The sequence below is a fragment of the Erysipelothrix aquatica genome (assembly GCF_009828775.2).
Classification (GTDB): domain Bacteria; phylum Bacillota_I; class Bacilli_A; order Erysipelotrichales; family Erysipelotrichaceae; genus Erysipelothrix; species Erysipelothrix aquatica.
On sequence record NZ_WTSY02000007.1, the window covers coordinates 56,523 to 79,024 of the forward strand.

28 protein-coding genes are annotated in these 22,502 nt (G+C 38.8%); 2 read left to right on the forward strand and 26 right to left on the reverse strand.

Annotated elements, in window-relative coordinates; genetic code table 11:
* Window positions 1-79 precede the first annotated feature (79 nt).
* From rpsO to GVV20_RS03420, 11 genes are all read right to left on the reverse strand, one after another.
* Window positions 80-346 (reverse strand): 30S ribosomal protein S15, encoded by a 267-nt coding sequence (gene rpsO, locus GVV20_RS03370; RefSeq protein WP_159638196.1) that lies wholly within the window; start codon window positions 344-346, stop codon window positions 80-82.
* A gap of 144 nt (window positions 347-490) precedes the next feature.
* Window positions 491-1,000, reverse strand: coding sequence for a DUF3592 domain-containing protein (locus tag GVV20_RS03375; protein ID WP_159740661.1), 510 nt, complete (start codon window positions 998-1,000; stop codon window positions 491-493).
* Window positions 1,001-1,033: 33 nt separating this feature from the next.
* A complete protein-coding gene (locus GVV20_RS03380; protein ID WP_159740662.1) occupies window positions 1,034-2,326 on the reverse strand; it encodes a hypothetical protein in 1,293 nt (430 codons plus the stop codon).
* A gap of 25 nt (window positions 2,327-2,351) precedes the next feature.
* Complete coding sequence (locus GVV20_RS03385) at window positions 2,352-2,726, reverse strand: hypothetical protein (protein ID WP_159740663.1); 375 nt, start codon at window positions 2,724-2,726, stop codon at window positions 2,352-2,354.
* Between the two features lie 93 nt (window positions 2,727-2,819).
* A complete protein-coding gene (locus GVV20_RS03390) occupies window positions 2,820-3,164 on the reverse strand; it encodes a hypothetical protein (protein WP_159648630.1) in 345 nt (114 codons plus the stop codon).
* 104 nt (window positions 3,165-3,268) lie between these two features.
* Window positions 3,269-3,739 (reverse strand): ASCH domain-containing protein, encoded by a 471-nt coding sequence (locus GVV20_RS03395; RefSeq protein ID WP_159740664.1) that lies wholly within the window; start codon window positions 3,737-3,739, stop codon window positions 3,269-3,271.
* Window positions 3,740-3,817: 78 nt separating this feature from the next.
* Window positions 3,818-5,194, reverse strand: a complete 1,377-nt coding sequence (gene dcuC, locus GVV20_RS03400; RefSeq protein WP_159740665.1) for a C4-dicarboxylate transporter DcuC — start codon at window positions 5,192-5,194, stop codon at window positions 3,818-3,820.
* 10 nt (window positions 5,195-5,204) lie between these two features.
* On the reverse strand, window positions 5,205-6,131 hold the full coding sequence (rihC, locus tag GVV20_RS03405; protein WP_159740666.1) for a ribonucleoside hydrolase RihC: 927 nt from the start codon (window positions 6,129-6,131) through the stop codon (window positions 5,205-5,207).
* A gap of 4 nt (window positions 6,132-6,135) precedes the next feature.
* Window positions 6,136-7,062 (reverse strand): ribokinase, encoded by a 927-nt coding sequence (locus tag GVV20_RS03410; protein WP_159740667.1) that lies wholly within the window; start codon window positions 7,060-7,062, stop codon window positions 6,136-6,138.
* Entirely contained in the window at window positions 7,049-7,540 is a 492-nt protein-coding gene (locus GVV20_RS03415) for a GNAT family N-acetyltransferase (RefSeq protein ID WP_236261966.1), read from the reverse strand. Before GVV20_RS03415 ends, GVV20_RS03410 begins: the two co-directional genes overlap by 14 nt.
* A 22-nt stretch (window positions 7,541-7,562) precedes the next feature.
* Window positions 7,563-8,549 (reverse strand): LacI family DNA-binding transcriptional regulator, encoded by a 987-nt coding sequence (locus GVV20_RS03420; RefSeq protein WP_159740668.1) that lies wholly within the window; start codon window positions 8,547-8,549, stop codon window positions 7,563-7,565.
* Between the two features lie 87 nt (window positions 8,550-8,636).
* Here GVV20_RS03420 and GVV20_RS03425 point away from each other — a divergent pair, with 87 nt between their 5' ends.
* Window positions 8,637-9,488, forward strand: coding sequence for an NAD(P)-dependent oxidoreductase (locus tag GVV20_RS03425; protein ID WP_159740669.1), 852 nt, complete (start codon window positions 8,637-8,639; stop codon window positions 9,486-9,488).
* Between the two features lie 83 nt (window positions 9,489-9,571).
* On the opposite strand, the gene hemW is transcribed toward GVV20_RS03425, so the two are convergent.
* The 5 genes from hemW to fmt are packed head-to-tail and all read right to left on the reverse strand — an operon-like array spanning window position 9,572 to window position 14,155.
* A complete protein-coding gene (gene hemW, locus GVV20_RS03430; RefSeq protein WP_159740670.1) occupies window positions 9,572-10,672 on the reverse strand; it encodes a radical SAM family heme chaperone HemW in 1,101 nt (366 codons plus the stop codon).
* Complete coding sequence (locus GVV20_RS03435; protein ID WP_236261790.1) at window positions 10,662-10,922, reverse strand: MazG nucleotide pyrophosphohydrolase domain-containing protein; 261 nt, start codon at window positions 10,920-10,922, stop codon at window positions 10,662-10,664. The genes hemW and GVV20_RS03435 overlap by 11 nt, the downstream gene beginning before the upstream one ends.
* Window positions 10,915-12,717 (reverse strand): translation elongation factor 4, encoded by a 1,803-nt coding sequence (lepA, locus tag GVV20_RS03440; protein WP_159740671.1) that lies wholly within the window; start codon window positions 12,715-12,717, stop codon window positions 10,915-10,917. Before lepA ends, GVV20_RS03435 begins: the two co-directional genes overlap by 8 nt.
* Window positions 12,714-13,232, reverse strand: a complete 519-nt coding sequence (locus GVV20_RS03445) for an ECF transporter S component (protein WP_159740672.1) — start codon at window positions 13,230-13,232, stop codon at window positions 12,714-12,716. Before GVV20_RS03445 ends, lepA begins: the two co-directional genes overlap by 4 nt.
* Entirely contained in the window at window positions 13,229-14,155 is a 927-nt protein-coding gene (fmt, locus tag GVV20_RS03450; RefSeq protein WP_159740673.1) for a methionyl-tRNA formyltransferase, read from the reverse strand. Before fmt ends, GVV20_RS03445 begins: the two co-directional genes overlap by 4 nt.
* A 124-nt stretch (window positions 14,156-14,279) precedes the next feature.
* Here fmt and rpsT point away from each other — a divergent pair, with 124 nt between their 5' ends.
* Entirely contained in the window at window positions 14,280-14,540 is a 261-nt protein-coding gene (gene rpsT / locus GVV20_RS03455; protein ID WP_159648642.1) for a 30S ribosomal protein S20, read from the forward strand.
* Between the two features lie 52 nt (window positions 14,541-14,592).
* Here rpsT and holA read toward each other — a convergent pair whose 3' ends face one another.
* The 10 genes from holA to GVV20_RS03505 all read right to left on the reverse strand — a co-directional run.
* The gene (gene holA, locus GVV20_RS03460) at window positions 14,593-15,531 is read right to left on the reverse strand and encodes a DNA polymerase III subunit delta (protein WP_159740674.1); all 939 of its coding nucleotides are present in this window, start codon (window positions 15,529-15,531) and stop codon (window positions 14,593-14,595) included.
* A complete protein-coding gene (locus GVV20_RS03465) occupies window positions 15,525-17,228 on the reverse strand; it encodes a ComEC/Rec2 family competence protein (protein WP_159740675.1) in 1,704 nt (567 codons plus the stop codon). The genes holA and GVV20_RS03465 overlap by 7 nt, the downstream gene beginning before the upstream one ends.
* An 80-nt stretch (window positions 17,229-17,308) precedes the next feature.
* Window positions 17,309-17,782: a ComEA family DNA-binding protein gene (locus GVV20_RS03470; protein WP_159740676.1), complete on the reverse strand. Its 474-nt coding sequence runs from the start codon at window positions 17,780-17,782 to the stop codon at window positions 17,309-17,311.
* Window positions 17,783-17,827: 45 nt separating this feature from the next.
* Complete coding sequence (gene greA, locus GVV20_RS03475) at window positions 17,828-18,298, reverse strand: transcription elongation factor GreA (protein WP_159648646.1); 471 nt, start codon at window positions 18,296-18,298, stop codon at window positions 17,828-17,830.
* A gap of 22 nt (window positions 18,299-18,320) precedes the next feature.
* Entirely contained in the window at window positions 18,321-18,950 is a 630-nt protein-coding gene (gene udk / locus GVV20_RS03480) for a uridine kinase (protein WP_159638154.1), read from the reverse strand.
* Window positions 18,951-18,958: 8 nt separating this feature from the next.
* Complete coding sequence (gene mltG / locus GVV20_RS03485) at window positions 18,959-20,020, reverse strand: endolytic transglycosylase MltG (RefSeq protein WP_159740677.1); 1,062 nt, start codon at window positions 20,018-20,020, stop codon at window positions 18,959-18,961.
* On the reverse strand, window positions 20,010-20,372 hold the full coding sequence (locus GVV20_RS03490) for a DUF1292 domain-containing protein (RefSeq protein WP_159740678.1): 363 nt from the start codon (window positions 20,370-20,372) through the stop codon (window positions 20,010-20,012). The genes mltG and GVV20_RS03490 overlap by 11 nt, the downstream gene beginning before the upstream one ends.
* A 1-nt stretch (window position 20,373) precedes the next feature.
* Window positions 20,374-20,808 carry a Holliday junction resolvase RuvX gene (gene ruvX, locus GVV20_RS03495; protein WP_159638148.1) on the reverse strand — a complete coding sequence of 145 codons (435 nt, stop codon included), beginning with the start codon at window positions 20,806-20,808 and terminating at the stop codon, window positions 20,374-20,376.
* A complete protein-coding gene (locus GVV20_RS03500; RefSeq protein ID WP_159638146.1) occupies window positions 20,808-21,068 on the reverse strand; it encodes an IreB family regulatory phosphoprotein in 261 nt (86 codons plus the stop codon). The genes ruvX and GVV20_RS03500 overlap by 1 nt, the downstream gene beginning before the upstream one ends.
* Before the next feature lie 46 nt (window positions 21,069-21,114).
* Window positions 21,115-22,502, reverse strand: a 1,388-nt coding sequence (locus tag GVV20_RS03505) for an alanine--tRNA ligase-related protein (protein WP_250690170.1), incomplete at its 5' end; no start/stop codon positions are given.

A 22,502-nucleotide genomic window follows, 5' to 3' on the forward strand; every position in this document is an offset into this window, starting at 1 on the left:
ACCTCATATTTATCTTTATCAATTTTATCATACTATTGCTGTAATGCCTATTAAAAAAGGAGCGTTGCGCTCCTTTCGATTATTTTCTTAATCCTAAACGTGTGATTAATTCACGGTAACGGTTGATGTCCTCGTTACGTAAGTATGTTAATAAGTTACGACGACGTCCAACTTTTTTAAGAAGTCCACGGTTTGAGTGGTAATCTTTCTTATGTTCTTTCATATGAACTGTAAGAGTATTGATTTCTTCTGTTAATACGGCTACTTGTACTTCTACTGAACCTGTATCTTTTTCATCACGAGCGAATTCTTTCATGATTTCTTGTTTTCTTGCTTTTGATAACATGTATTTGTCCTCCTATGCTTCTAAGCCCTTTGAAACCGCGTATTCCGTCGAGGAGACGTGAAACCCAGTCACAAAGCTTATTTATAATATCATATATCTTCCATTACAACAACATTATATCCAAATAATTTCTCTTTTATTGGCTTAAACAAACACTAAGTATGTTATCAACATCGCAATTGCAGAAATAACCGCAGCAATTGTTACAATCAATGGAACATACGAGCGAGCATATCGCTCCACATACGCGATTTTGGGATGTGATTCATCATAGTAAACATTCAACGTTGAACCAAGCGGAAAATGATCACGCATCACTGTATTAAGCGATACCATCGAGTTTCCGCGTAATCGCAAGACTGTATCAAGTAGATCCGTTTCTGCTTCTGTTTTAACGCGATGAAATGGTGTACTAACCGATTTTACGTAAGAATATTTTAATGCTTTACGATACGGAACACCATCGACGGTATATTCAACGACAGGAGCCCGTGAGTCATTTATTGAATACTTGACAACTGTTCCTTTGGTTTGTACCTTATCGTCTGATTTGTATTTATTGTCACGTCGCTTTAATCCGATTGCAAAACCTACAAGTATGGCCAAGATTAAACCATAAATTGTTATCATAATATTTAAAAGTGTATGCGACATAACGAATCCCTACTTTCTTTATTCCGTATTTGACTATTGATTTTCAAGTGCTTCAATGTCATTAAAAGATCCCGCGTGATAGCGGTAGTATGTGATGTCATAGGCATGCTTCACGCCTTTTACGTTTATAACAATTGTATCTGTATTGGGTGCTTTGATAAACGCATGAACACCTCCAGCGCCATTCAAAACGGTCGCACCCCCATCGCCATTACTTAATTGACCACACAGATAATTATAATGTGCCGATTCGATGGATTTGTTTACTTTCAATACCCTATTGGTACAATCCGTATAGGAGTCGTATCGCAGCGTATCAACATTCAAAGCAGGATCTTTAGAAAACAACGTAACTTCGTTATTTCGCGTCTCATAGGCGATACTCACATCCGCAGGATCTAAATTGGACGCTTCCAAATCGATGATGCGTCCAACACCTAACGGTCCCGCCGCAGGTATAATAATTTGATCATGCAGGACCAGGTTTTCATGTTTCACACCATCATTTGCTTTAGCAGGTGCCTGTTCAACCGTAAAAGTATGTGTTGCTGAATTATTATTTAGGTCACGCGTTTCGGCGAGATAGTGTGTGATACCTGTCTCGGAATCTGAATCGATGATTTTGAATGCAATACGCTTATCACCTTCTATTGGATCCTTTGCAGTGAAATATGATACAAGGTCTAGGGACTCACCCGGTTCCAATTTAATGAATGAAGGCCCTGTGATGATTGGTGGTTGCGAATCCCTAACATTATAACTGAATATATAGGTTTGACGTTCACCATTCTTCTCAGCGACTAGCGTTCCGATAAGTGGCAATTCTTTGTCACTATTTTTTGAAAACCTCGCATTTATCATCTCATAACTTTCATGAGAATAACGGTCAAAAAGGACGCCTTTGTCGTTTAGGCGAAAATGACGTCCATAGAAATTGGTGACATCATATTCTGCAATTTTTTCAGGAAACTCATCTCTTTGAGTAATGTATAAAGTGTTATCGAACGTGCGCATCATTAAATCTTGATTGGCATCAATAATTTGTTCTGATTCTTTTGTAACACGATATTCTGTAACAGCTGTCACGTCAATTCCCTCAACCGAAATAATGCGATCATAATGGGACTGCTTTGTATTAATTATCGCATTTTTAAAATCACCAAATTGGGCGTTTGAATTGTTAGCATCAAATTCAAGCACAATATTGTCATTGAAAACGATGTTGAGCGGTTCAGCTTTTTCTTTTAAATAAAGCCCTCCAACAATTACTCCAAGAACAGCTAAAAAAACTAGACCACCTATAACAATTGCTTTTTTATTCTTCATATTTTTCTCCAATCAATTTACACAATCAATCTTGCAATACCAGTGCTGCAAGCAACACAACGCCAACTGCTTTAAGTATAGCAATCGCAATAAATATCAGTAAAAATGAAGATGCACGCGTTACGTCTGGCGTCCCCATAATCGCATGACTGCTTACATACATGTTTCCCGATACAATGTTCATAAAATCAAATATCGAAGCAGCAATGAGTAAACCAACGCCAATTCGTGATTGTTTGGTATTGGCAATGTTCGCCGCAATAATAAATAGTGCAAACGAAAGGGTGAGTACTGTCACAAAAACGTATAAATTAGATGGGACTAAGTACGCTATTATTTCGCCAAATAGCACAATGGCAATAAGCACTGCAAAGTATTTCTTAGAATCCTTTTTCCCCATACAAGAATCCTCCTCATCTTCTCTATTAAGCATAGCACAGAATCAAGGGTATACCGTCCTATTTTGTTACAAAAAAAAACTGCCTTTGGCAGTTTAAAGTGGTAATTCATTAAGTATGAGGCGAAGGTGTTGTGCATCAACACGATAATAAACCATTTCATACAAGTCTTCATCTTTATACATTATGTACCCGAAATCGTCATCATGAAGGCGCGGATCACGCACTATAAAGTAAAGTTGGTTTGTCACGGGAATATCGTTGCTTTTGAGTTGATAAATATGCGTAGCCTCCCATTTGGGAATGGCCGTAAATACTTCTGCCGATTCGAAAAGTTCTTTTAATTGCGAAGCGTCCATAGTGACATCAACTTGCTCGTCTTCAAAACGACTAATTCTAAGGCTTTGTGTTAGTGCTGGTAAATCTGGAAATTCGTACATACTGCTACCTCTAATCTATGTTCAAGTATACGAGTTTCAAAGACTTGCTTCAATATATTTGACTTTGGACAGGGTCACAAACAGCAGCAAATGACTACTCAGGTCTATTGTGGATACCAAATCACTTCAAACTCTTCACAGACAACATCCATTTCATCAATTTCAATGACAAGGCCACGATCTTTGAACGTGCGTTGCCAATACTGCCGATGGATTTTCCGCCAACTTTTTAAACTTCGGTCCGCTTCCCCTTCTTTATAAGCATGTTCAGCCGTGACATCAGCAAAAGGAACGACGTATACTTTCGTAACTTGGATAACAGCAACGGGATTCTCGTGTCCATCAAGTATGATTTCTAGTGCTTGCTCCGATGGATGTGGCAAAGGTTCATTGGCCAACACATACTCAATGTAAGCACTCGCCGTTGCTGTTTTAATCCCTTTCACAGTCAAAAGTGCCAGTTCGTCAGCGAGTAAAGCAGTATCGCCAAAAGCCCACGCATCATGGAGGTGAACATTCTCCAATTTAGTTTCTTTAAGAAAACTTTCCCAAAACACTTCTATCGTTTTATTCATACGTAATCCCCTTTCTCATATTATAAACGAAACAGAATAAAAAAACTCCAAGGATGACGTCTTGGAGTTTTGGAATGTTTATAGGAAGATAATCATTGATAAAACGAACATAAAGACAACACCAACAATCATTGGGACTGATGTACGTTTTACAATTTCGAATGGATCTTGTTTGACCGTTCCAGCAACGATAACAATGACAGCTGAAACTGGTGACACTGCACGGAGTAAGTTACCCGCAAGGCCCATTGGTACTGTAACTGCATATGGACTAATTCCTGCGGCAACAGCAAGCGGAACCATCAATGGCACCATGGCATAGAACAATGCAGTTCCACTACCACTTAACAAGACGATTAGCGCTGTAAACACTACAAGAATTAATGGTAAGACAAATCCTGAAGCAGTCGTTGTTGACATGATAGTTTGAAGCTCAGTGATAAGTCCAATCGCTTTTAATCCATCAACAAATGTTGATGCAGCAACAAGTAATACCACAATTCCCATGGCATTCCCCATACCTGAGAAGAATGACTCAGTTGTTTTAAGTACTTCTTGTCCATTACGGTGACGTACAATTTCACAGAATACCGCAATCATGAAACTCATGATTGTTACAACTTCAACGGATAGGTTCAGTGAAGCCCCAGCCATTGCATTATAACCAAAGACACCTAATAAAATTACAATTGGAAGTAAAGGAAGTAATGTGTAGACTGTTTTGTATAGTGCTCCACCTGTAATTTCTTTCACATCTTCAAGTTCCAAATCCATATCTGCAGATTCCGTAACTTTTTTGTCACAGTATTTTTGCCATAATGCATGTACCAAAGCCATTACAAGAATTGTTGGTACAGAAATGATTGCATGGTAGTTAAAGACATATTCAGCAACTGGCATACCCAATTCAGCAGCAATTGCAACGTTGTCTGCTCCTAATGGCGTTGGCATAACTGTTGCGGTTGTAGCAATAACTGCTGCAGCTGTGAGTGTTGACATTCCAGAACGGCGAAGTACTGGATACAGTGTAGCGAGTAAAATAATTGCTAAGTTTGATGCACTTGGGATAACAAGTGATAACAAGTTTCCTAATAAGAATACGACTGGAACCAATACGTATGGTGATTTAACAATTGATAATGGTTTTGTCAGTGTATTGACTGTAACTTCATTTGCTCCAATTTTACTCATGTAAGCTGTATAGCCCCCGAGTAACAAGATTACAAGTCCAGCCCCTGAAAGTTGTTTCTTGAACTGATCAATAATTGATAGTATCGGATCCACCAGTACGTTAACAGGTTCTTTAATGATTGCGTTACCATTCAAGATAGCAATCACCATCAAGATAATTCCAACAGCAAATAGTGTAATTTTAATATCCATTTTCTTGAGAAGCATATATACAACAGCAACAACTGCTAATGCTCCTACAATAAACATTAATGTAGTATTCATAGTCTTTCTCCTATTGTTCTATGTTACATTTACGAATTGCATCCATAAACCATGTTTTGAATGCGTCAGCATCTACGTCTGATGTTACAGTCGCGTTTGCTTCTTTTCCTAGATAACCACGAAGGTCTACGAGTGTTGCACCCGCTGTCATTTCCCCTACTGTCTCAATCGCAACATGCGTTGTGACTGTTTCGAATAATTCTGGTTTCAATAAGTATGCGACTGCACATGCATCATACATTTTTAACCCTGTTCCAAATGATCCACCACGATACTGTTTGAAAAGACTGTAGAACATGTGACCAATTTGGTTCATATCTTTAATGATTTCAGAATCTTCTGGATAGACAAGTGCTTTCAAGCCCACATCCAATCCGACCATTGTTAATTTGATGCCACTTTCAAATACGATTTTTGCGGCTTCAGGATCAACTGCGATATTAAATTCTGAATACACTCCGAAGTTTCCACGACCCATTGATCCGCCCATCAAGACAATTTCGTCAATGCGATCGATGACTTGTGGGTATTCACGAATCAACATTGCAATATTTGTAAGTGGACCGATTGGGAGTAACACCGTCTTGTCATTAGCCATCAAAGTTTCATACATTGCTTCAACTGCCGATTTATCTAAAACAAGATCCTGTTGTGGTTCTGGGAAATCATATCCATCCATTCCACTGGCACCATGAACACCACTTGCGTCTCGCGGTTCACGAAGCAATGGACGGCCTGCACCAATTGCAACAGGGATTGGTTTTTTATAAAAACTTAAAAGTTTCAAAAGGTTGTTCGTTGTTTTTTCAATTGAAACATTACCAGCTACTGTTGTAATTAATGATACATCCAACGTCTCATCAAACAAGGCAATTGCGATGGCAACTGCATCGTCAATCCCAGGATCAGTATCAATTATAACTTTACGTTTATTCATAGCACTATTCCTCCTCTTGCGCTTTCATAAAAGCTTCCAGATCACTTAAACGAGGCATTGAAGCTTGTGCTCCAACCTTCGTACACGCAAGCGCTCCTGCAGCACTTGCAAGTTTGAGCGTCTTTTCAATTTCAATATTTTGTGTCAAACCATAGAGCATCGTACCGATGAAAGCATCACCTGCACCGGTTGTATCTACGACATCAACTTTGAACGGTGCGGCTTCGACCGTCTTTTTTTGATCACAATAGACACTTCCTTCTGAACCCATCGTGACGACAACTGCATGTACTCCTTTTTCAAAGAAGATTGCCGCTGCTTGCTCAACATCACGAACATTGTTTGGGAAAATTCCCGCCAATATTTCAGTTTCAGTTTGGTTCAAAACTAAATAATCAATATTTTGATAAATTGCGTCAGCAACCGCGACTGCAGGCGCTGGATTAACAATGGTTCTCATGCCTTGTTTCTTAGAGACTTCCAAGCCATAAGAAACTTGTTCCAACGGAACTTCAAACTGTGCTAAGAAGTAATCGTCAGTGCCACCTTTTACATATTTATCAATTTGAGATGATGTCACGACCTCATTCGCACCAGCATCAAGAATAATTCGGTTATCATTATCTACACGGATAATAACTGCAGTTCCTGTAGGTACCTCATCATTCACATGAATTCCCGCAACGTGGACACCATATCGATTCATTTCCGAAATCGCATGATTTCCAAAACTATCATTACCCACATTACCAATTAGATGTGTCGATGTTCCCAATCGGGATACAGCAACTGCTTGATTTCCACCTTTGCCACCAAGTGTTTGTACGAAACCATGGCCGTTCATTGTTTCGCCTTGATGTGGTAAACGATCTGCGGAGATCATTAAGTCTGTGTTGATACTGCCTAACACAAATACTTTACTTTTGCTCATAATACATCACCATTCCACTTCCTAAACCATCATTGGGTCGTTCAATAAACCCAAACTTCTTGTAAAAGCTTTCCATCCCTCGAGTTGACATTAAGCCGATATAAGCATTATCACAAGCAACGGTACTGATATACTCGAGTGCATAATCCACAAGTATTTTACCGACACCGTTTCGTTGATAATCCTTTCGGACAATAACATCTTTGAGGAAAAAGACAATGCGATTGTCGCCAATGACACGGGCACAACCGATTGCTTCGTCATATTCATCGTAGACAACAACATCATACAAATCATGTGCTAAAGCAATTTCAATATCTTTAGCATCGTAATCCATAAAATTTGCATCTGTATGTAATGCTTGATAAATCTGGGGTGTTAAACTGTTGCCAACAATTTTATATTTCATGATAAAGCGCTTTACCTTTCTTACGCCATCATAATACATCGAAATGTAAACGCTGTCAATTGATTTCATAAAAAAAGAACCTGTGGTTCTTTTAGACTTTATGCAAATACGGCTTGAGAACTACGTTCGGAAGCTTTTTATTATTTTTAATTCCTTCAAATAAAATATTTACGGCATGCGACCCCAATGCTTCAACATCCTGAGCGACAGAAGCAATCACATAACCAAACATATTTGAAAGTTCAAGATTATCATAACCTACAACTTCGATACTACGATCCTGTTGTTTCAAGAGCTCGGAAACAAGTGCGTACGCCATAATATCATTGGACGCAAAAACGGCCGTAATCGCCTCGTTAGCAATTATTTGCGGGATGTGAAGTTGCGCACTTTTATATCGAAAATCCCCTTCAAAAATCATCGTTTCATCAACGTGAAGATTTGCATCCGCCATTGCCGCCGTATAACCTTCGAAACGTCGTCTTCCGACGAATGTATCCAACTTACCGGTAATACATGCAATTCCAGTATGACCTTTTTCAATTAGATATTGGGTAGCAATATAACTTCCATAATAACTATCAAAGAGAACTTGGTTCTCATCTACATTTTGATAACCCCGGTCCAACAATACATAGGGCACATCAATTTTTTGAATAACTTTTTCATAGAAAGCTTGAGAAGCATTACTCTCATTCGAGACGCACAAGATAAGCCCATCAACCTGACGATCCAACAACTCTTTGATAAGCCGTTTATCAGCCTCTAAAGATTCGTCACTATTCGCAATCAGAACCATGTATCCTTCTTTTGATAAAGTATTAGTAATGACTTTGGCCACGGTCGCAAAGAACGGGTTCTCAATATCCGGAACAATCAAACCAATAGTGTGAGTGGTCTGAGTCGATAAAGAACGTGCTAGGTGGTTTGCACGGTAATGGTGCAACGCAGCAAGTGCTTCAATTTCATCACGTTTTGCTTGCGAGATTCGTGATGGTCTACCGTTTAAAACAAGTGATACCGTTGTTTCCGATACCCCTGCCATTTGAGCTAAATCTTTCAATCTCACTTTTTTCATAGTTATCCCTTTCGATGTCTTTATCTTTATTCTATGTTGTAATGGTACCATAAATCAATGCTATAATATTAACAGGAGGTAATTGTTATGAAAATTGCTTGGATTGGAACTGGTGTTATGGGCGCTCCCATGGCGAAGCACCTTGCGAAAGCAGGACACGATGTTCATGTTTACAATAGAACTTTTGAAAAGGCTAAACGTTTAGAACCCGAAGTGACAGCACATGAAACGATTGAAGCGGTTGTTCGCGGTGCCGATGTAATTTTTTCAATCGTTGGATATCCAACCGATGTCGACGCTGTGATTCACGAAGTGATGAATCACGCTAACCCACAATCTATTCTTGTCGATATGACCACATCTTCCCCTTCACTTGCAAAAGCATTGTATGAAGAAGGTGCAACTCGAGGATTTAAAGTTGTGGATGCTCCAGTTACCGGCGGAGATTTAGGAGCAATCAATGCAACGCTATCAATTATGGTTGGTGCTGATCAAGATGTGTTTAATACAATTAAACCGTTACTTGAAATCATGGGTAAAACAATCACCTATATGGGGCCTGCGGGTAGTGGGCAACATGCCAAACTCGCAAATCAAGTTGCTATCGCAGGAGCCATTGGCGGTGCAGCGGAATCACTGCGATATGCCGAAATCAAAGGGTTAAACCTTGATGCTATGTTACAAGTTATTACGGGCGGATCAGCAGACTCTTGGCAAGGTGCAAATAACGGTCCGAAAATGATTGTAAAGGATTTCGAACCTGGATTTTATGTAAAACACTTTTTGAAAGACCTTAAACTTGTGATGTCTGAGAAAGGTGATTTACGACTCCCTATTACCGAAGGAATTACAGAAATCTATGAAATTCTTTCGCGAAATGGGTATGATAATTTTGGAACCCAAGTAATCATTGATTACTATCTTAAGGATTTAAGATAACCCTGTCATTATCTAAATATGAAAAAAGTAGATCTGTCTAAGACAAATCTACTTTTTTTTACTGATTTTGAAATGAACTGTGGTTAGTCGTTCAGAATATCCATGAATGGCAACAGCACATCGTCAAGCATGATGAATCCATTATCTGTCGTAACAATTCGATCATCTTCAACAGTGAGTAACGCTTCAGATACACCTTGATCTATCGCGTCTTTAAAAATATCAAACATCGAGATGCCAAAACGCGATTCAAATCGAGCGAATGTAACGCCATCACGCATTCGTAATCCCATCATCATAAACTCAAAATATTCGTCTTCACGTGTAAGGACAATTTCTTCTTTATAAGCATCTTTTTGTAGATACTTGGCGAGACGAGCAGACCATGTACGGCGATAACCATCCACTTTCATACTTGATCCTGGACCCAGTGCGTAAAAATCCTCATAACGCCAATACACTTGGTTGTGACGGCTACGAGCGCCCGGTTTCGCAAAGTTTGAAATCTCATACTGTTCAAACCCTGCTTCTTTCATGATTTCCATACACAAAAGAAACATCTCCGTTTCAAGTTCAATCGGTACCTGTTTGACACCACGACGCCCGAATAGTGAATTTGGTTCAACTGTCAAGGCATAGATTGAAACGTGGTCGGGATTCAAGGCAATTACGTCCTTCATTGATTCTTTAAAACTCTCAATCGTTTGCCCAGGTAGTCCATACATCAAATCCAATGAAACATTTTGAATTCCAACCTGACGTAAGAGATTTAAACCTTTTTCGACATCATAAAATTTATGATGTCGGCCAATCGCTTCTAACAAGGTATCATTAGTAGTTTGGACCCCAAGACTCATCCTGTTTACACCATAGTCATGCAACATCTGTACATTTTCTAGCGTTAAGTTTTCGGGGTTTCCTTCAAAAGTCCACTCATAGTTTTCTGCTAGATGAGGCTTCAATGCTTGAAGCAGTGCTTCCAGTTGATCATTCTCTAACGATGTCGGCGTTCCACCACCAACATAGATTGTTTCTAAACCATTAGGTAGCGCATTGATTTGTTGAATCAAGCGAATCATAAAGTTATCGGAGATTTTACGACCATATTTAAACCGCGTAAAATCACAATATCCGCAAATATGATCACAGAACGGAATATGTACATACAATGCTTTAGTACTCACGTTGCATCACCTCTTTGATTTTATCATTGATTATTGTTTCGACATCAAGTTGCTTATCGATGCAGATTGATAATGCATACATAAGGACATCTGCAAGTTCTTTTTCAAATGCAGCCTCCGATTCTTGAAGACTATCTTTGAGTTCTTGGCCTTCCTCAAGTATGCAATCGACCATAAACGGAATCGTATCTGTTTGATCCCAACCAAAGTGCTCACGCATCCTTTGTATGTCTTTAAGAACTTTATTCATCATCCATCGAGAGAACAGACATAAAGGCTTCTTGTGGAATTTCAACACTTCCGACTTGCTTCATGCGTTTCTTTCCTTCTTTTTGTTTCTCAAGAAGTTTCTTCTTACGGGTGATGTCCCCACCATAACATTTTGCAATAACGTTTTTACGAACTGCTTTTATGGTTGATCGGGCAATAATTTTTTGATTAATTGCTGCTTGAATGGGCACTTCAAATTGTTGTCTTGGAATTAATTGTTTCAGTTTTTCTGTAATTACTTTACCACGATTATGGGCAAAATCACGGTGTACAATTGTTGATAAAGCATCCACAATCTCTCCGTTGAGTAAGATGTCCATTTTCACAAGTTTTGATTCTTGATATCCAATGAATACATAGTCGAAAGATGCATATCCGCGTGTTGAAGATTTAAGACGATCAAAGAAATCGAACACAATTTCAACAAGTGGCATATGATAGATAATATTCATACGTGTCGCATCGAGTGCTTGCATATCGACATAAATTCCGCGTTTGTTTTGGCATAATTCCATGACGGAACCTACATATTCAGACGGTACAATTATCTCAGCTTTAACATATGGTTCCTCAACACGTTCAATTACGTTTGAGATTGGCATTTTAGATGGGTTTTCGATTTTCATCATATCCCCATTTGTTAAGTAGACATGGAATTCTACCGATGGTGCCGTAGCAATTAAATCAAATTGATATTCGCGCTCTAAACGCTCTTGAATTACATCCATATGCAAAAGACCAAGGAAACCACATCGGAATCCAAATCCTAACGCTTGTGATGTCTCCGGTTCAAAAACTAACGATGAATCGTTAAGAGCCATTTTTTCAAGTGCTTCACGCATATCTGTATAACGTTTACTATCGATTGGATACAAACCACAATAAACCATTGGGTTTAACTTACGGTATCCTGGAAGTGCTTCGGCAGCAGGATTATCATCAAGTGTTATCGTATCTCCAACTTGAACATCTTTAATCGATTTGATGGATGCTCCGATCCATCCTACTTCACCAGTTACAAGTTCTTTCTTCTTCACTTCTTTTGGCGTTCGAATACCCAATTCAGTAACTTCAAAGACAGCGCCTGTTTGCATAAAGCGTATTTCATCGCCTACTTTTACGCTTCCTTCTTCAATTCGAACATACGCAATAACGCCACGATATGTATCATAAATTGAATCAAAAACTAAAGCCTTGAGCGGCGCATTCAGATCACCGCGCGGTGCTGGAATTTTAGCAACAATTGCTTCCAACACTTGATCAATGTTTAAGCCTGTCTTCGCTGAGATTAATGGCGCATCACTTGCATCAATGCCTAAGACATCTTCAATTTCTTTTTTAACACGCTCTGGATCTGCAGATGGCAAATCAACTTTATTGATAACGACCATAATTTCTAGATCATTTTCAATTGCAAGGTAAGCGTTAGCTAATGTTTGAGCTTGAATACCCTGGGTTGCATCAACAACAAGAATTGCTCCCTCACACGCAGCAAGTGATCGGGAAACTTCATAGGTAAAGTCGACGTGACCCGGTGTATCAATGAGATGGAAGATATACTCTTCCCCATCATTGGCTGTATAGCTCAGTTGAACTGAGTTTAATTTAATTGTTATTCCACGCTCACGCTCTAAATCGAGTTGGTCAAGTAATTGTTCTTGCATGTCGCGTGTTGCAACAGTTTGTGTTTTCTCTAAAATACGGTCCGCCAGAGTTGATTTCCCATGGTCGATATGCGCAATAATTGAGAAGTTTCTTATGTTTTTTTGATTCATGAATCGAGACTCCTTATATGCCCAATTAGTTTACTAAACTTTGGATACAGAACCGTCGCCAAGCCAGCTGAAATCAGCCCCTGGGGAATGTTCATTGTTAGTGAAGCTATGCCTGCTTCGAGGCTTTGATAAATAACTGCATCGACAATTCCATATGATAATGCCATGGCTAATCCAGCAGCAAAAAATGGTACTGCGTATTTCTTAGTGGATAGGAATCGTTTGAGTAGTAAGATTATTACAACTTCAAACGCCTTAATGAATAATGTGAACAACGCATATTGGGGATATCCTAAAAAGATATCTGCAATTGCAGATCCAACTCCTGCCGCAAATAAAGCACCGCGAACTGGTAGTAATATTGCGGATAACATAATCATTGCATCTCCCAAGTTCATGTAGCCGTAAAGCGGTACTGGAATTTTAACAATCATTGTAGTTGTAGTAATTACTGCTGTCGTAAGAGCAATAAGTGTTAAGAGTTGAGTTCTTTTGATTTCGTATTTTTCGTTCATTCAAATGTTCTACCTTTCCATGTACGGCCAATGCCATTCGCAAAATCTTTTGCTGAAATTGCAGGTTTCCCTGCCGGTTGAATTTTATGAATAACGACACTTCCATCAATGCAGGCAATACGAACACCACGATCACTTACCTCAAGAATGGTTCCTGGGTCAGCATGCGGTGCGTTGTATTCGACACTAACGTCGTGAAATTTAACAGTATTCCCTTCGAATACGCCGTAACCAACAGGCCATGGAATGAGTCCTCTTATATGGTTATAAACGTCCTGAACCGGTCTGTTGAAACTGACAAATTCATCATCTCGTTGAATCGTGTACGCCAATGTTACACGGTCCGCATCTTGAGGGATAAACTTAAGCTCTCCATCAAGGTAACGTTTTAAGTCAATGTGAATTAAATCTTTCGATACTTCCATCAGTTTTGCCTCAACATGGCCCATTGTATCATCTGCTTCAATTGGAACAGCACGCGATGTTAACATATCACCACTATCCATTCCAACATCCATAAGCATAAGTGTTACACCAGTCTCTTCTTCCCCTCGAATAATCGACCAATGTATCGGTGCACCACCACGGTATTTTGGCAGTAATGATGCATGAACATTCAGACATTTATATTTCGGATAATCCAGAATTACCTTTGGTACAATTTGGCCATAAGCACAGGTTATGATTAAATCTGGTTCATAATCTAATACAGCTTGAAAATCACTTCGTATACGTTCAGGTTGTAAAACATCAATGTTATTTGCGATTGCTAATTCTTTGATTGGTGAGGCTTTTAGCTCACGTTTTCGTCCAAATGGGCGATCGGGTTGTGTCACAACAGCGACAACATCGTAGTTGTCATCAAGTAGTTGTTGAAGCACTACACATGAAAAAGGGGTCGTCCCCATAAATATTACTCGCATTTTATCACATCCTAGGGCTATTATAGCATGCTTTGTGACTAAGTTAAAAGTTATATCTTTCAATGGATTATCACTTTCTATGTTTCGAAAAATGCTATGATTAATCCACATAGGAGGTGTGTTTATGCCACAAATTGAAAGTCAAAAGAAACGAGTGTTGACGACACGTAAAGCGACAGCAGCTAACAAACGTCAAAAGTCGTCATTACGTACTACAATGTCAAATCTTCGTGTTGCTGTTGAAGAAGGACGCAAAGACGACGCGGTTGCATATTTCAACCGTGCAAACGAATTACTTGATAAATCAATTACAAGTAATATCCATCATCCAAACTACGTAAGCCGTCAAAAATCGACACTTGCAAAACTCATCAATACTATCTAACTTATAGTATTTATAGACACACAAAAGCCGTTATCTCGGCTTTTTTGTTTGTCTATTTTTTAATTTGTAACAAGAATAGTTCGAATGCTATGTATTGGTCAATTTTCCCTGATTTAACGTTTTGGTCAATTTCCGCAAGCATATTAAGCAACATCAGAACACTTTGCGAATCGCGGATTTGATTTCTAACTAAAAAAGCTGCTTGTTTTGAAGATATTTCTAAAATCTCACTGATGGTGTTTGCCATTAAATGGGCTTCATAGAGTGCGCTCACTTGATAAATGCGTCGAAGACTGAATGCAACAAGGCCAATGAGTGATAGTGGATCCATTTTTAATTCGAGAAAATCTTGATAGAGCGCGAATGCCTCAGTAACATTGCGATCTAAGATAGCATTCGATAATTTAAACATTTCACTTTCAAAGGGACGAGAAACTAAAATATTGACATCCTCTTTTGTGATAGGACGTCCCAATACACTAAGCTTAGCGAGCTCTGATTCAAGTTGTACAAGGTCATTCTCAACACGTTGCACGAGCAGTTGAATTGCCGCTTCTTGAATTTGAATATTTTGAGATTTAATCGCATCGCGGATACGTTGATTGACAAGTCCAACATCGACAGTGTCAAGAACATGGTTCTGTGCATGCTTATCTAAAAATTTTTTAATTTTTGTTTTAGCAAGTGGTTTTTTATCGAAAATTATGAGGATTCTGACTTCTAGAGAGGATCGTTCCAAAAGTTGCATTAGCACTGTTTCTGGAGCTTTTTTCTGTTCTTTATCTCGATATGAAAAAACAACGAGTTTGTTACCACCAAAGAGCGAGAACGTCATGACCGCTTCTTCAAGCTGGTCGATGTGAAATTCTTTTGATGCCATATCAATTTTAACAAGATCAAAATCACCGTGCTGCCCACGATGTTCATTTTCAATACGTTTTATATGTTCCTGAATTTGAAATCGGTCAGTACCGTAGATTACATCTAACATTTTATCACCGGTTCTATTATATCAAATGTATGTTTCTTTGTAAGTACTACATGAAAAATAGAATTGATATAGATTGTTATATCTCCATGTGTTTCTGTATGCAAGTAAGGGATACGCCGATTATGTAGCTTTCTTAATACTTGCTGATGTGGATGACCATATGTTGATTTTTTTGAACTGATAACAACGTATTTCGGCTGTGTTGTATCTAGCAGTATATCCGATGTAGAGGTCTTTGACCCATGATGACCCAGTTTTAATACACTCAAACAGCCAATCAGATGATTTCTTGCCATAATCTCTTCTTGCAATTGATATGCGTCACCTGTAACTAGCACATTGTACGGTAGAACCAAAATTCGAGAGTTTTCGTTATCTTCCAGAAATGATTGATTGTCCAAGACAGTATCAGCTAAGACCACTGACTCTAATTTGTTCGTTATTGCTTTGAGATGGAACCTCTGTTCTATGAATACTTGATTTCCATTATGATCAGTATCCGGATGCGTTATAACAAGTTGGTTAATTTCAACGACTCCCTGACGCGTTAGTGCTTTAAGCAATTTGTATTTTGCTGACTCTTTTCCGGTATCAATTAGCGTCGTGTAACTATTGAAAGGATACTGGACTAAAGTGGCATCCCCTTGCCCCACATCGATGAACGTAACGCGGTAGAATGGATTATATACAATGAATATAGAAACAAGCAGCAGCGTATAACCGAATTGCTTATGACTCATTTTTCGATACGAAAGGATCAAACCAATTGCAAGCATTCCATGCAACTCACCAACAATACTAAAACGATTCGTAAACGCACTATTTAAGATTGCCTCAATTGCATTCATGAGTGAAAGTGCAATATTTTCAATTCCCGGACAGAAAAGTGCAAGAATGGCACAAGCATAAACAAGCCCATAAACATAACGAATCCATCGATAACATAAGTGTTCAATCACATTGTTACGATAAAATAGAGCCTGATAGAATATGAAGCGCACTAGCTTCGGCAAAAGTCGTTCCCAATGCCTGCCTATCCCATGAATCAGATCTACCCCATAACACATAATAAATGTCGGAGTTAACAGACTATTTGGAAACAGTGTCAAGATTAAAATAATTTGAGCATGAATAGGTAAGAATGATTTCAATGCCAATCGCGCTGTAGCTAAGCGAAAACCAAAAAGGAAAGCGATGGCACAACTTAAAAATCGATTTATTTGCACTGCACGATACGACCCAATCCATCTACGGAAAAATGTGTAAAAAAGCAGTAAAAAGCCAGATACATACACCGAAACAAGAACACGCCAATCATGACCATCACTATTGACACCGTAGAGTATTTGCTGCAATACGGGAGAGTTCTTAACACGATTCCATATCCACGATCGTATGCCGCCCGAAGTTTCTGTTTTCGACAATTTGGCATGATTAACATTATAAACTACGCGTTCCGAGGTTATCGGTATCGATTCAAAATCCCCCTGAACTTCAACTATATCGCCAAGACTGATATCGTAGGATCCGAGAACACGATACCCTTGATAGTTATCATAAATGGTGATTGAGTGAGGCTGAATACGTTCAACATAACCCGCAACGTGCGATATCACAGTTCGTGAATTTCGAGATAGAAAAAAGAATCCAACTATTGCTATGAAAAGCAATGACCGATGTGAGTAGATTCGATACATCGGTATCACAATAAGCATCACTAACATTATTTGTAGTGTTCTTTCTCCCTCAAAGATGCATAATACGACTAGTGAGTAGGTTATAAACCGATAAAAGGAAGAAGTTTCTCGAATTTCTTAGGCCCCATTCCCTTTACTGATTTTAACGATTCTAAGGTTTGAAAAAGACCAAATTGATCACGATAGTCAATAATATCTAACGCCATTTTGGGACCAACCCCTGGTAATGCTTCGAGTTCTAATGCATTTGCATGATTAATTGAAACTAAGGTATGTTGCTGTTTGACTGGTATAGAAATGACATCTCGATGACTCAGGATTCTTTCCGGATTTAGCTTTTGGAGGTCGACATCATTCCCTAGTTCTACCTTAGTTAGCAATTCGCGCATTGTCGCATAAGGTTCCATTTTAATAGGAAAAGCTTTTTCATTATAAATCACAGTTACCTGTATCTCTTCATGACTTACTGATTGCATTCGCTTTATATCTAAAACATTCCAAATACCCGTTCCCACAATTGCACCTAAAACAATAAAAAAAAGAATACGTTGCATACTATCACCTATTTCTAAGTGCGTACGTATTGCAACATATCCTAATTATTTAATTTTTAAAATTTTAACTTGGTAAGGTTCTTCAACATTAACTTCAACAACATCCCCTTCAACTGCCTCAAGCATTGCTTGTGCAAGTGGTGAAACGTTGGAAATTTTACCATTTTCTGGATCGGCTTCAACAGATCCAACGATATTAAATGTCTCTTCTTCGTCAATACCCATATCCAAAATTGTTACAGTCGCTCCTAAGCTTACTGTTTTATGTTTTTTCTTACTTGATGTATCAATAATTTCGACTTTCGAAATGGTTGCTTCAAGCTCGCGTACGCGTGCTTCAACGCGTGCCTGACGGTCACGAGCTGCATCATAGTCAGCATTCTCGGACAAGTCACCTTGTGCACGTGCAGCTTTTAAGTCTTCAATTACTTCTGGTCGTTCTACTTCAATTAAATGACGAAGTTCGCGATTCAGCTCATCAAGACCTTCCTGAGTTACTGGAATTCTTTCTGTCATATTATCACTCCTTGTTTTTGAATTATAACACACTACTATTTATGATACTACTTATTTTGGTTGTTAACAAATCAATAGCCACAGTATTATGAGCTCCCTCAGGAATAATAATATCTGCATGGCGTTTTGATGGTTCGACAAATTGATCATGCATCACACGAACTGTACTTACATACTGCTCGATGACGTGATCCATTTCACGACCACGTTGATTTACATCACGTTTCAATCGTCTAATGAAACGAACATCTGCTTCTGTATCGACAAACACTTTAATGTCCAACATTTCACGTAAGCTATCATTGTCCAGGGTCATAAGACCTTCAACAACAATAACATCACTTGGCATCAAGTCCTCATAAAATTGACTGCGTGTATGGTTCATAAAATCGTACACTGGTTTTTTTATGGCTTCTCGATTCTTAAGTTTTTGAATATCACTAACAAGCAACTCCATATCAAATGCGAACGGATGATCATAATTAGTATTCAAGCGTTGTTCCATTGGAACATCAGTTTGGTCATTATAATAATCGTCCATACGGATGATTGCGACACTATTCGTTTCTTTATAACATTCCTTTAATTTCTTTGCGATACTAGACTTTCCAGAAGCACTTCCTCCGGCAATTCCGATGACAATTGGGTCCATATTTCCTCCTAATATCCAAGTAGTTCCTTGCGAACGACTTCATGTTCTTCATATGTTTTTTGGTAATGTACTTTTCCATCTCCATGAACATCTGCGATAAAGAAGATATAATCATGTTCAGCATAATCTAATGTTGCTTCAATAGCTTTGATTGATGGATTTAGAATTGGCCCAGGTGGCAACCCTTGATTCAAGTACGTGTTGTAAGGTGAGTCTGGTTGTTCTGATTCGCAATCTTCCCAATTTTTAAAATCGTAGAGCGCATAACAAACGGTAACACTTGATTCCAATTTAATATCTTGTTTCAAACGGTTCATGAAGACACCCGCGACCATTCGCATATCTTCTTCAGTACTTGCTTCGTATTCAACAATCGATGCAAGCGTTGTGAGTTGATATGGTGTGAGCCCTGTTTTTTCGATGCGGTCTTTATATTTTTGATACTGAAGATCTGCATTTGCAACAAGTAACTCTGTGATTTCTTTTTCACTCGCTTCGATATTAAATGTATAAGTATTTGGATACAAATATCCTTCTAATAAAACACGCGCATCTTTATTGTTTAATAATTCTACAGGTAGCACCTCATAGTATTCCATTAAACGCGCAATGTATTCTTTATCATTCCATAATTCAAGTAATTTTTCTTGAGATGCTGTAGTATGTTGTGAAATTTTCTTAGCCATATCTTTCGCCCAACTACCTTCAACGAGCATGATATTTACTTCGTCAGGGGCAGCATTGGTTTCGTCGCTTAGGTATTCGAGAATTTCTTTAGTACTCCATGCTTTATCAAGTTCAAAGTTTCCTTGGAATGTATCGCCATAACCGGACACCTTCGCTTGAATATTTGCAAAGAATGATGATTTGATGATTCCTTGCTCTTCTAAATTACTAAGAACTTCTTTCTGAAATTCTCCTTCTTTTATTTGGAATAATATTGGGTCAGTGGATGATGCCACAGGTTTAGTATTTATGTTGTAGAGAACAGCGAACATAACACCAGCCGCTACAAGTAAACTTACAACGGCTGCTATTACTTTAATTGCTGTTTTTGACCTAGTGTTCATGACTATGATCATGGTCATGGTCATGATCGTGATGATGATCGTGATCGTGGTCGTGGTCATGATCGTGGTCATGATCGTGGTCATGGTCATGGTCATGTCCTTCTTCATGTTTAATGATAAATGCATTGAATACTTCTTCAATCATTTCCCATTCTTTTTCGTCAGTAATGCTTTCTAATTCACCCTCGGGTGTATAGCTAGACACAAATACCTCACCTGACTCATCTTCAGGGTTAATGTATAGGACATATGATTTTTTAAATGTATCATCTTCGAATGTGAAAAGGATATCCATTGCTTGTTCTGTTCCGTCATCATTGATGACGATGATTGTTTTTTCATCTGTATTCATTTTATTTTCCCTCCAGGAATCGTTGTCTATCAAGGTATGACTGCAGAATTTGTACTGCAGCCAACTGGTCGACTACTTGTTTTCTTTTTTTACGAGACATGTCTTGGTCAATTAGGACGCGGTTTGCCGCAACACTCGTGAGACGTTCGTCCACAAGCGTAACCTTAACATTAAACCAAGTTTCTAATGTGTTTTTAAAATCTTCTGATAATTGCGCACGGTCCCCAACATCATTGTTCATCATTTTGGGGTAACCAAGGGCAATATTTTTAATGCGTTCTTTTGTAATTAGTTCCTCTAGCGGAGCCTTAAGTTCGTCTATAGACTCTTTATAATAGAGTGTTGCAACTGGGTGCGCGTACATTCCTAACGCATCCGACATTGCAACCCCACATGTTTTAGAACCAAAATCTAATCCTAATGCTTTTCCGAGCATTATTTCTCCTCGAGATAGAAACGCACTAGTTCTTCAATGATTTCATAACGTTCAACCTCTTGAATCGTATTTCGTGCGTTTTTGTGTGAAGAAATATAAGCGGGATCATTTGAGATTAAATAACCGGATATCTGACTGACGGCTTGGTAGCCGCGGTCGTCAAGAGCCTCTTTTACTTCTTTAACAATTTCTTTAATTCTTGCTTGACGAACTACTTCAGAATTATAAGCCATTGTTTCTGCTACATTATCTTTAGACATTTGTATCACATCCTTTGTTTCTATTTTATCGTATCACTGTGAAAAATTAAAGGATAATCCCTACTTTATTGTAGATTTCGCCTCTCGCATCACTGAGTTTGCTTAAATCTTTACCACCAGCTTGTGCGAAGTTTGGACGACCGCCACCGTTTCCGCCAGTTGTGACAGCTGCAAGTTTTGCTAAATCACCAGCCTTGAACCCTGCTTTAATTGCATTTTCGCTTGCTCCAGCAACAAATACGAGTGATGATTCTTTCTTGTTTACGGCAACAACAATATCAACACTGTTTCGAACACGTTCAACCATATCTTTCACGAAGTCAACATCTTGATCTTCTAATTCAATCCACGAGAATGATAGTCCAGCTTCGTTTGTCAGTGCACTCACAATGTGGTTTTGGGCTTGAACTGCAATAATTTCTGAAATCATTGCTGCGTACTTTTCTTCAAGGTCTTTCATTTCTTCAACCATCTCATCAATTCTCATTTTCAGTGTTTTTTGCGGTGTTAGATGTAAAGTATCACGCAAATCAGATACTTCTTGTTCATAAGCTTGATATGCCTCCAATGCACCTTTACTTGTTTTACCTGTTATACGACGAACCCCTGAACCAACACTTTCTTCGGAAATAAGCTTGAACAGACCGATTTCTCCAGTTCCTGTTGCATGCGTTCCTCCACATAGTTCAATTGAAACATCGCCCATCGAAACAACACGAACGACATCGCCATAGTTTTCTGAGAAGAGCGCCATCGCTCCCATTGCTTTCGCTTCTTCAAGTGGTTTCTCTTCTGTAATGATTGGAAGGGATGCAGCAATCCATGCATTGAGTTGGTCTTCGATTTGTTTATGCTGCATATCTGTGAGTTTGTCAAAATGTGTAAAATCAAAACGGAAGTATTGATCATCAACATAAGATCCCGCTTGTGTAACGTGATCTCCAACAATGTCACGCAACGCAGCTTGTAATAGGTGAACTGCGGAGTGATTTTTACGAATTAAGATGCGTCGTTCTCGGTCAACCTTTAAGGTTAGAACCTGCCCAACTTCAAGCGTTCCTTCTACATTTACAAAATGAAGGTTCTGCCCACCATTAGCGCGTTTAACGTCTAAGACACGACCCTGGACTGTGCCTGAAGTGAGCACTCCAGTATCAGCAACTTGACCCCCACTTTCAGCATAGAATACTGTCTTATCGAAGATAACCTGTCCTTTTCCTTCAAAGGACGTCACTTGTTTACCATCCACAAACAATCCAATCACTTTTGCCTGTGTTTCAAGATCTTCATACAAGAATTCGCTGGACTCTTTGAAATTCATGATGTCTTCCTGTTGAGATCCCATTGACTCAGATTTTGTTCGACTTGAACGTGCGAGTTCACGTTGTGCTTCAAGACTCACTTTAAATCCATCCAAATCAACTTCAATGTGGT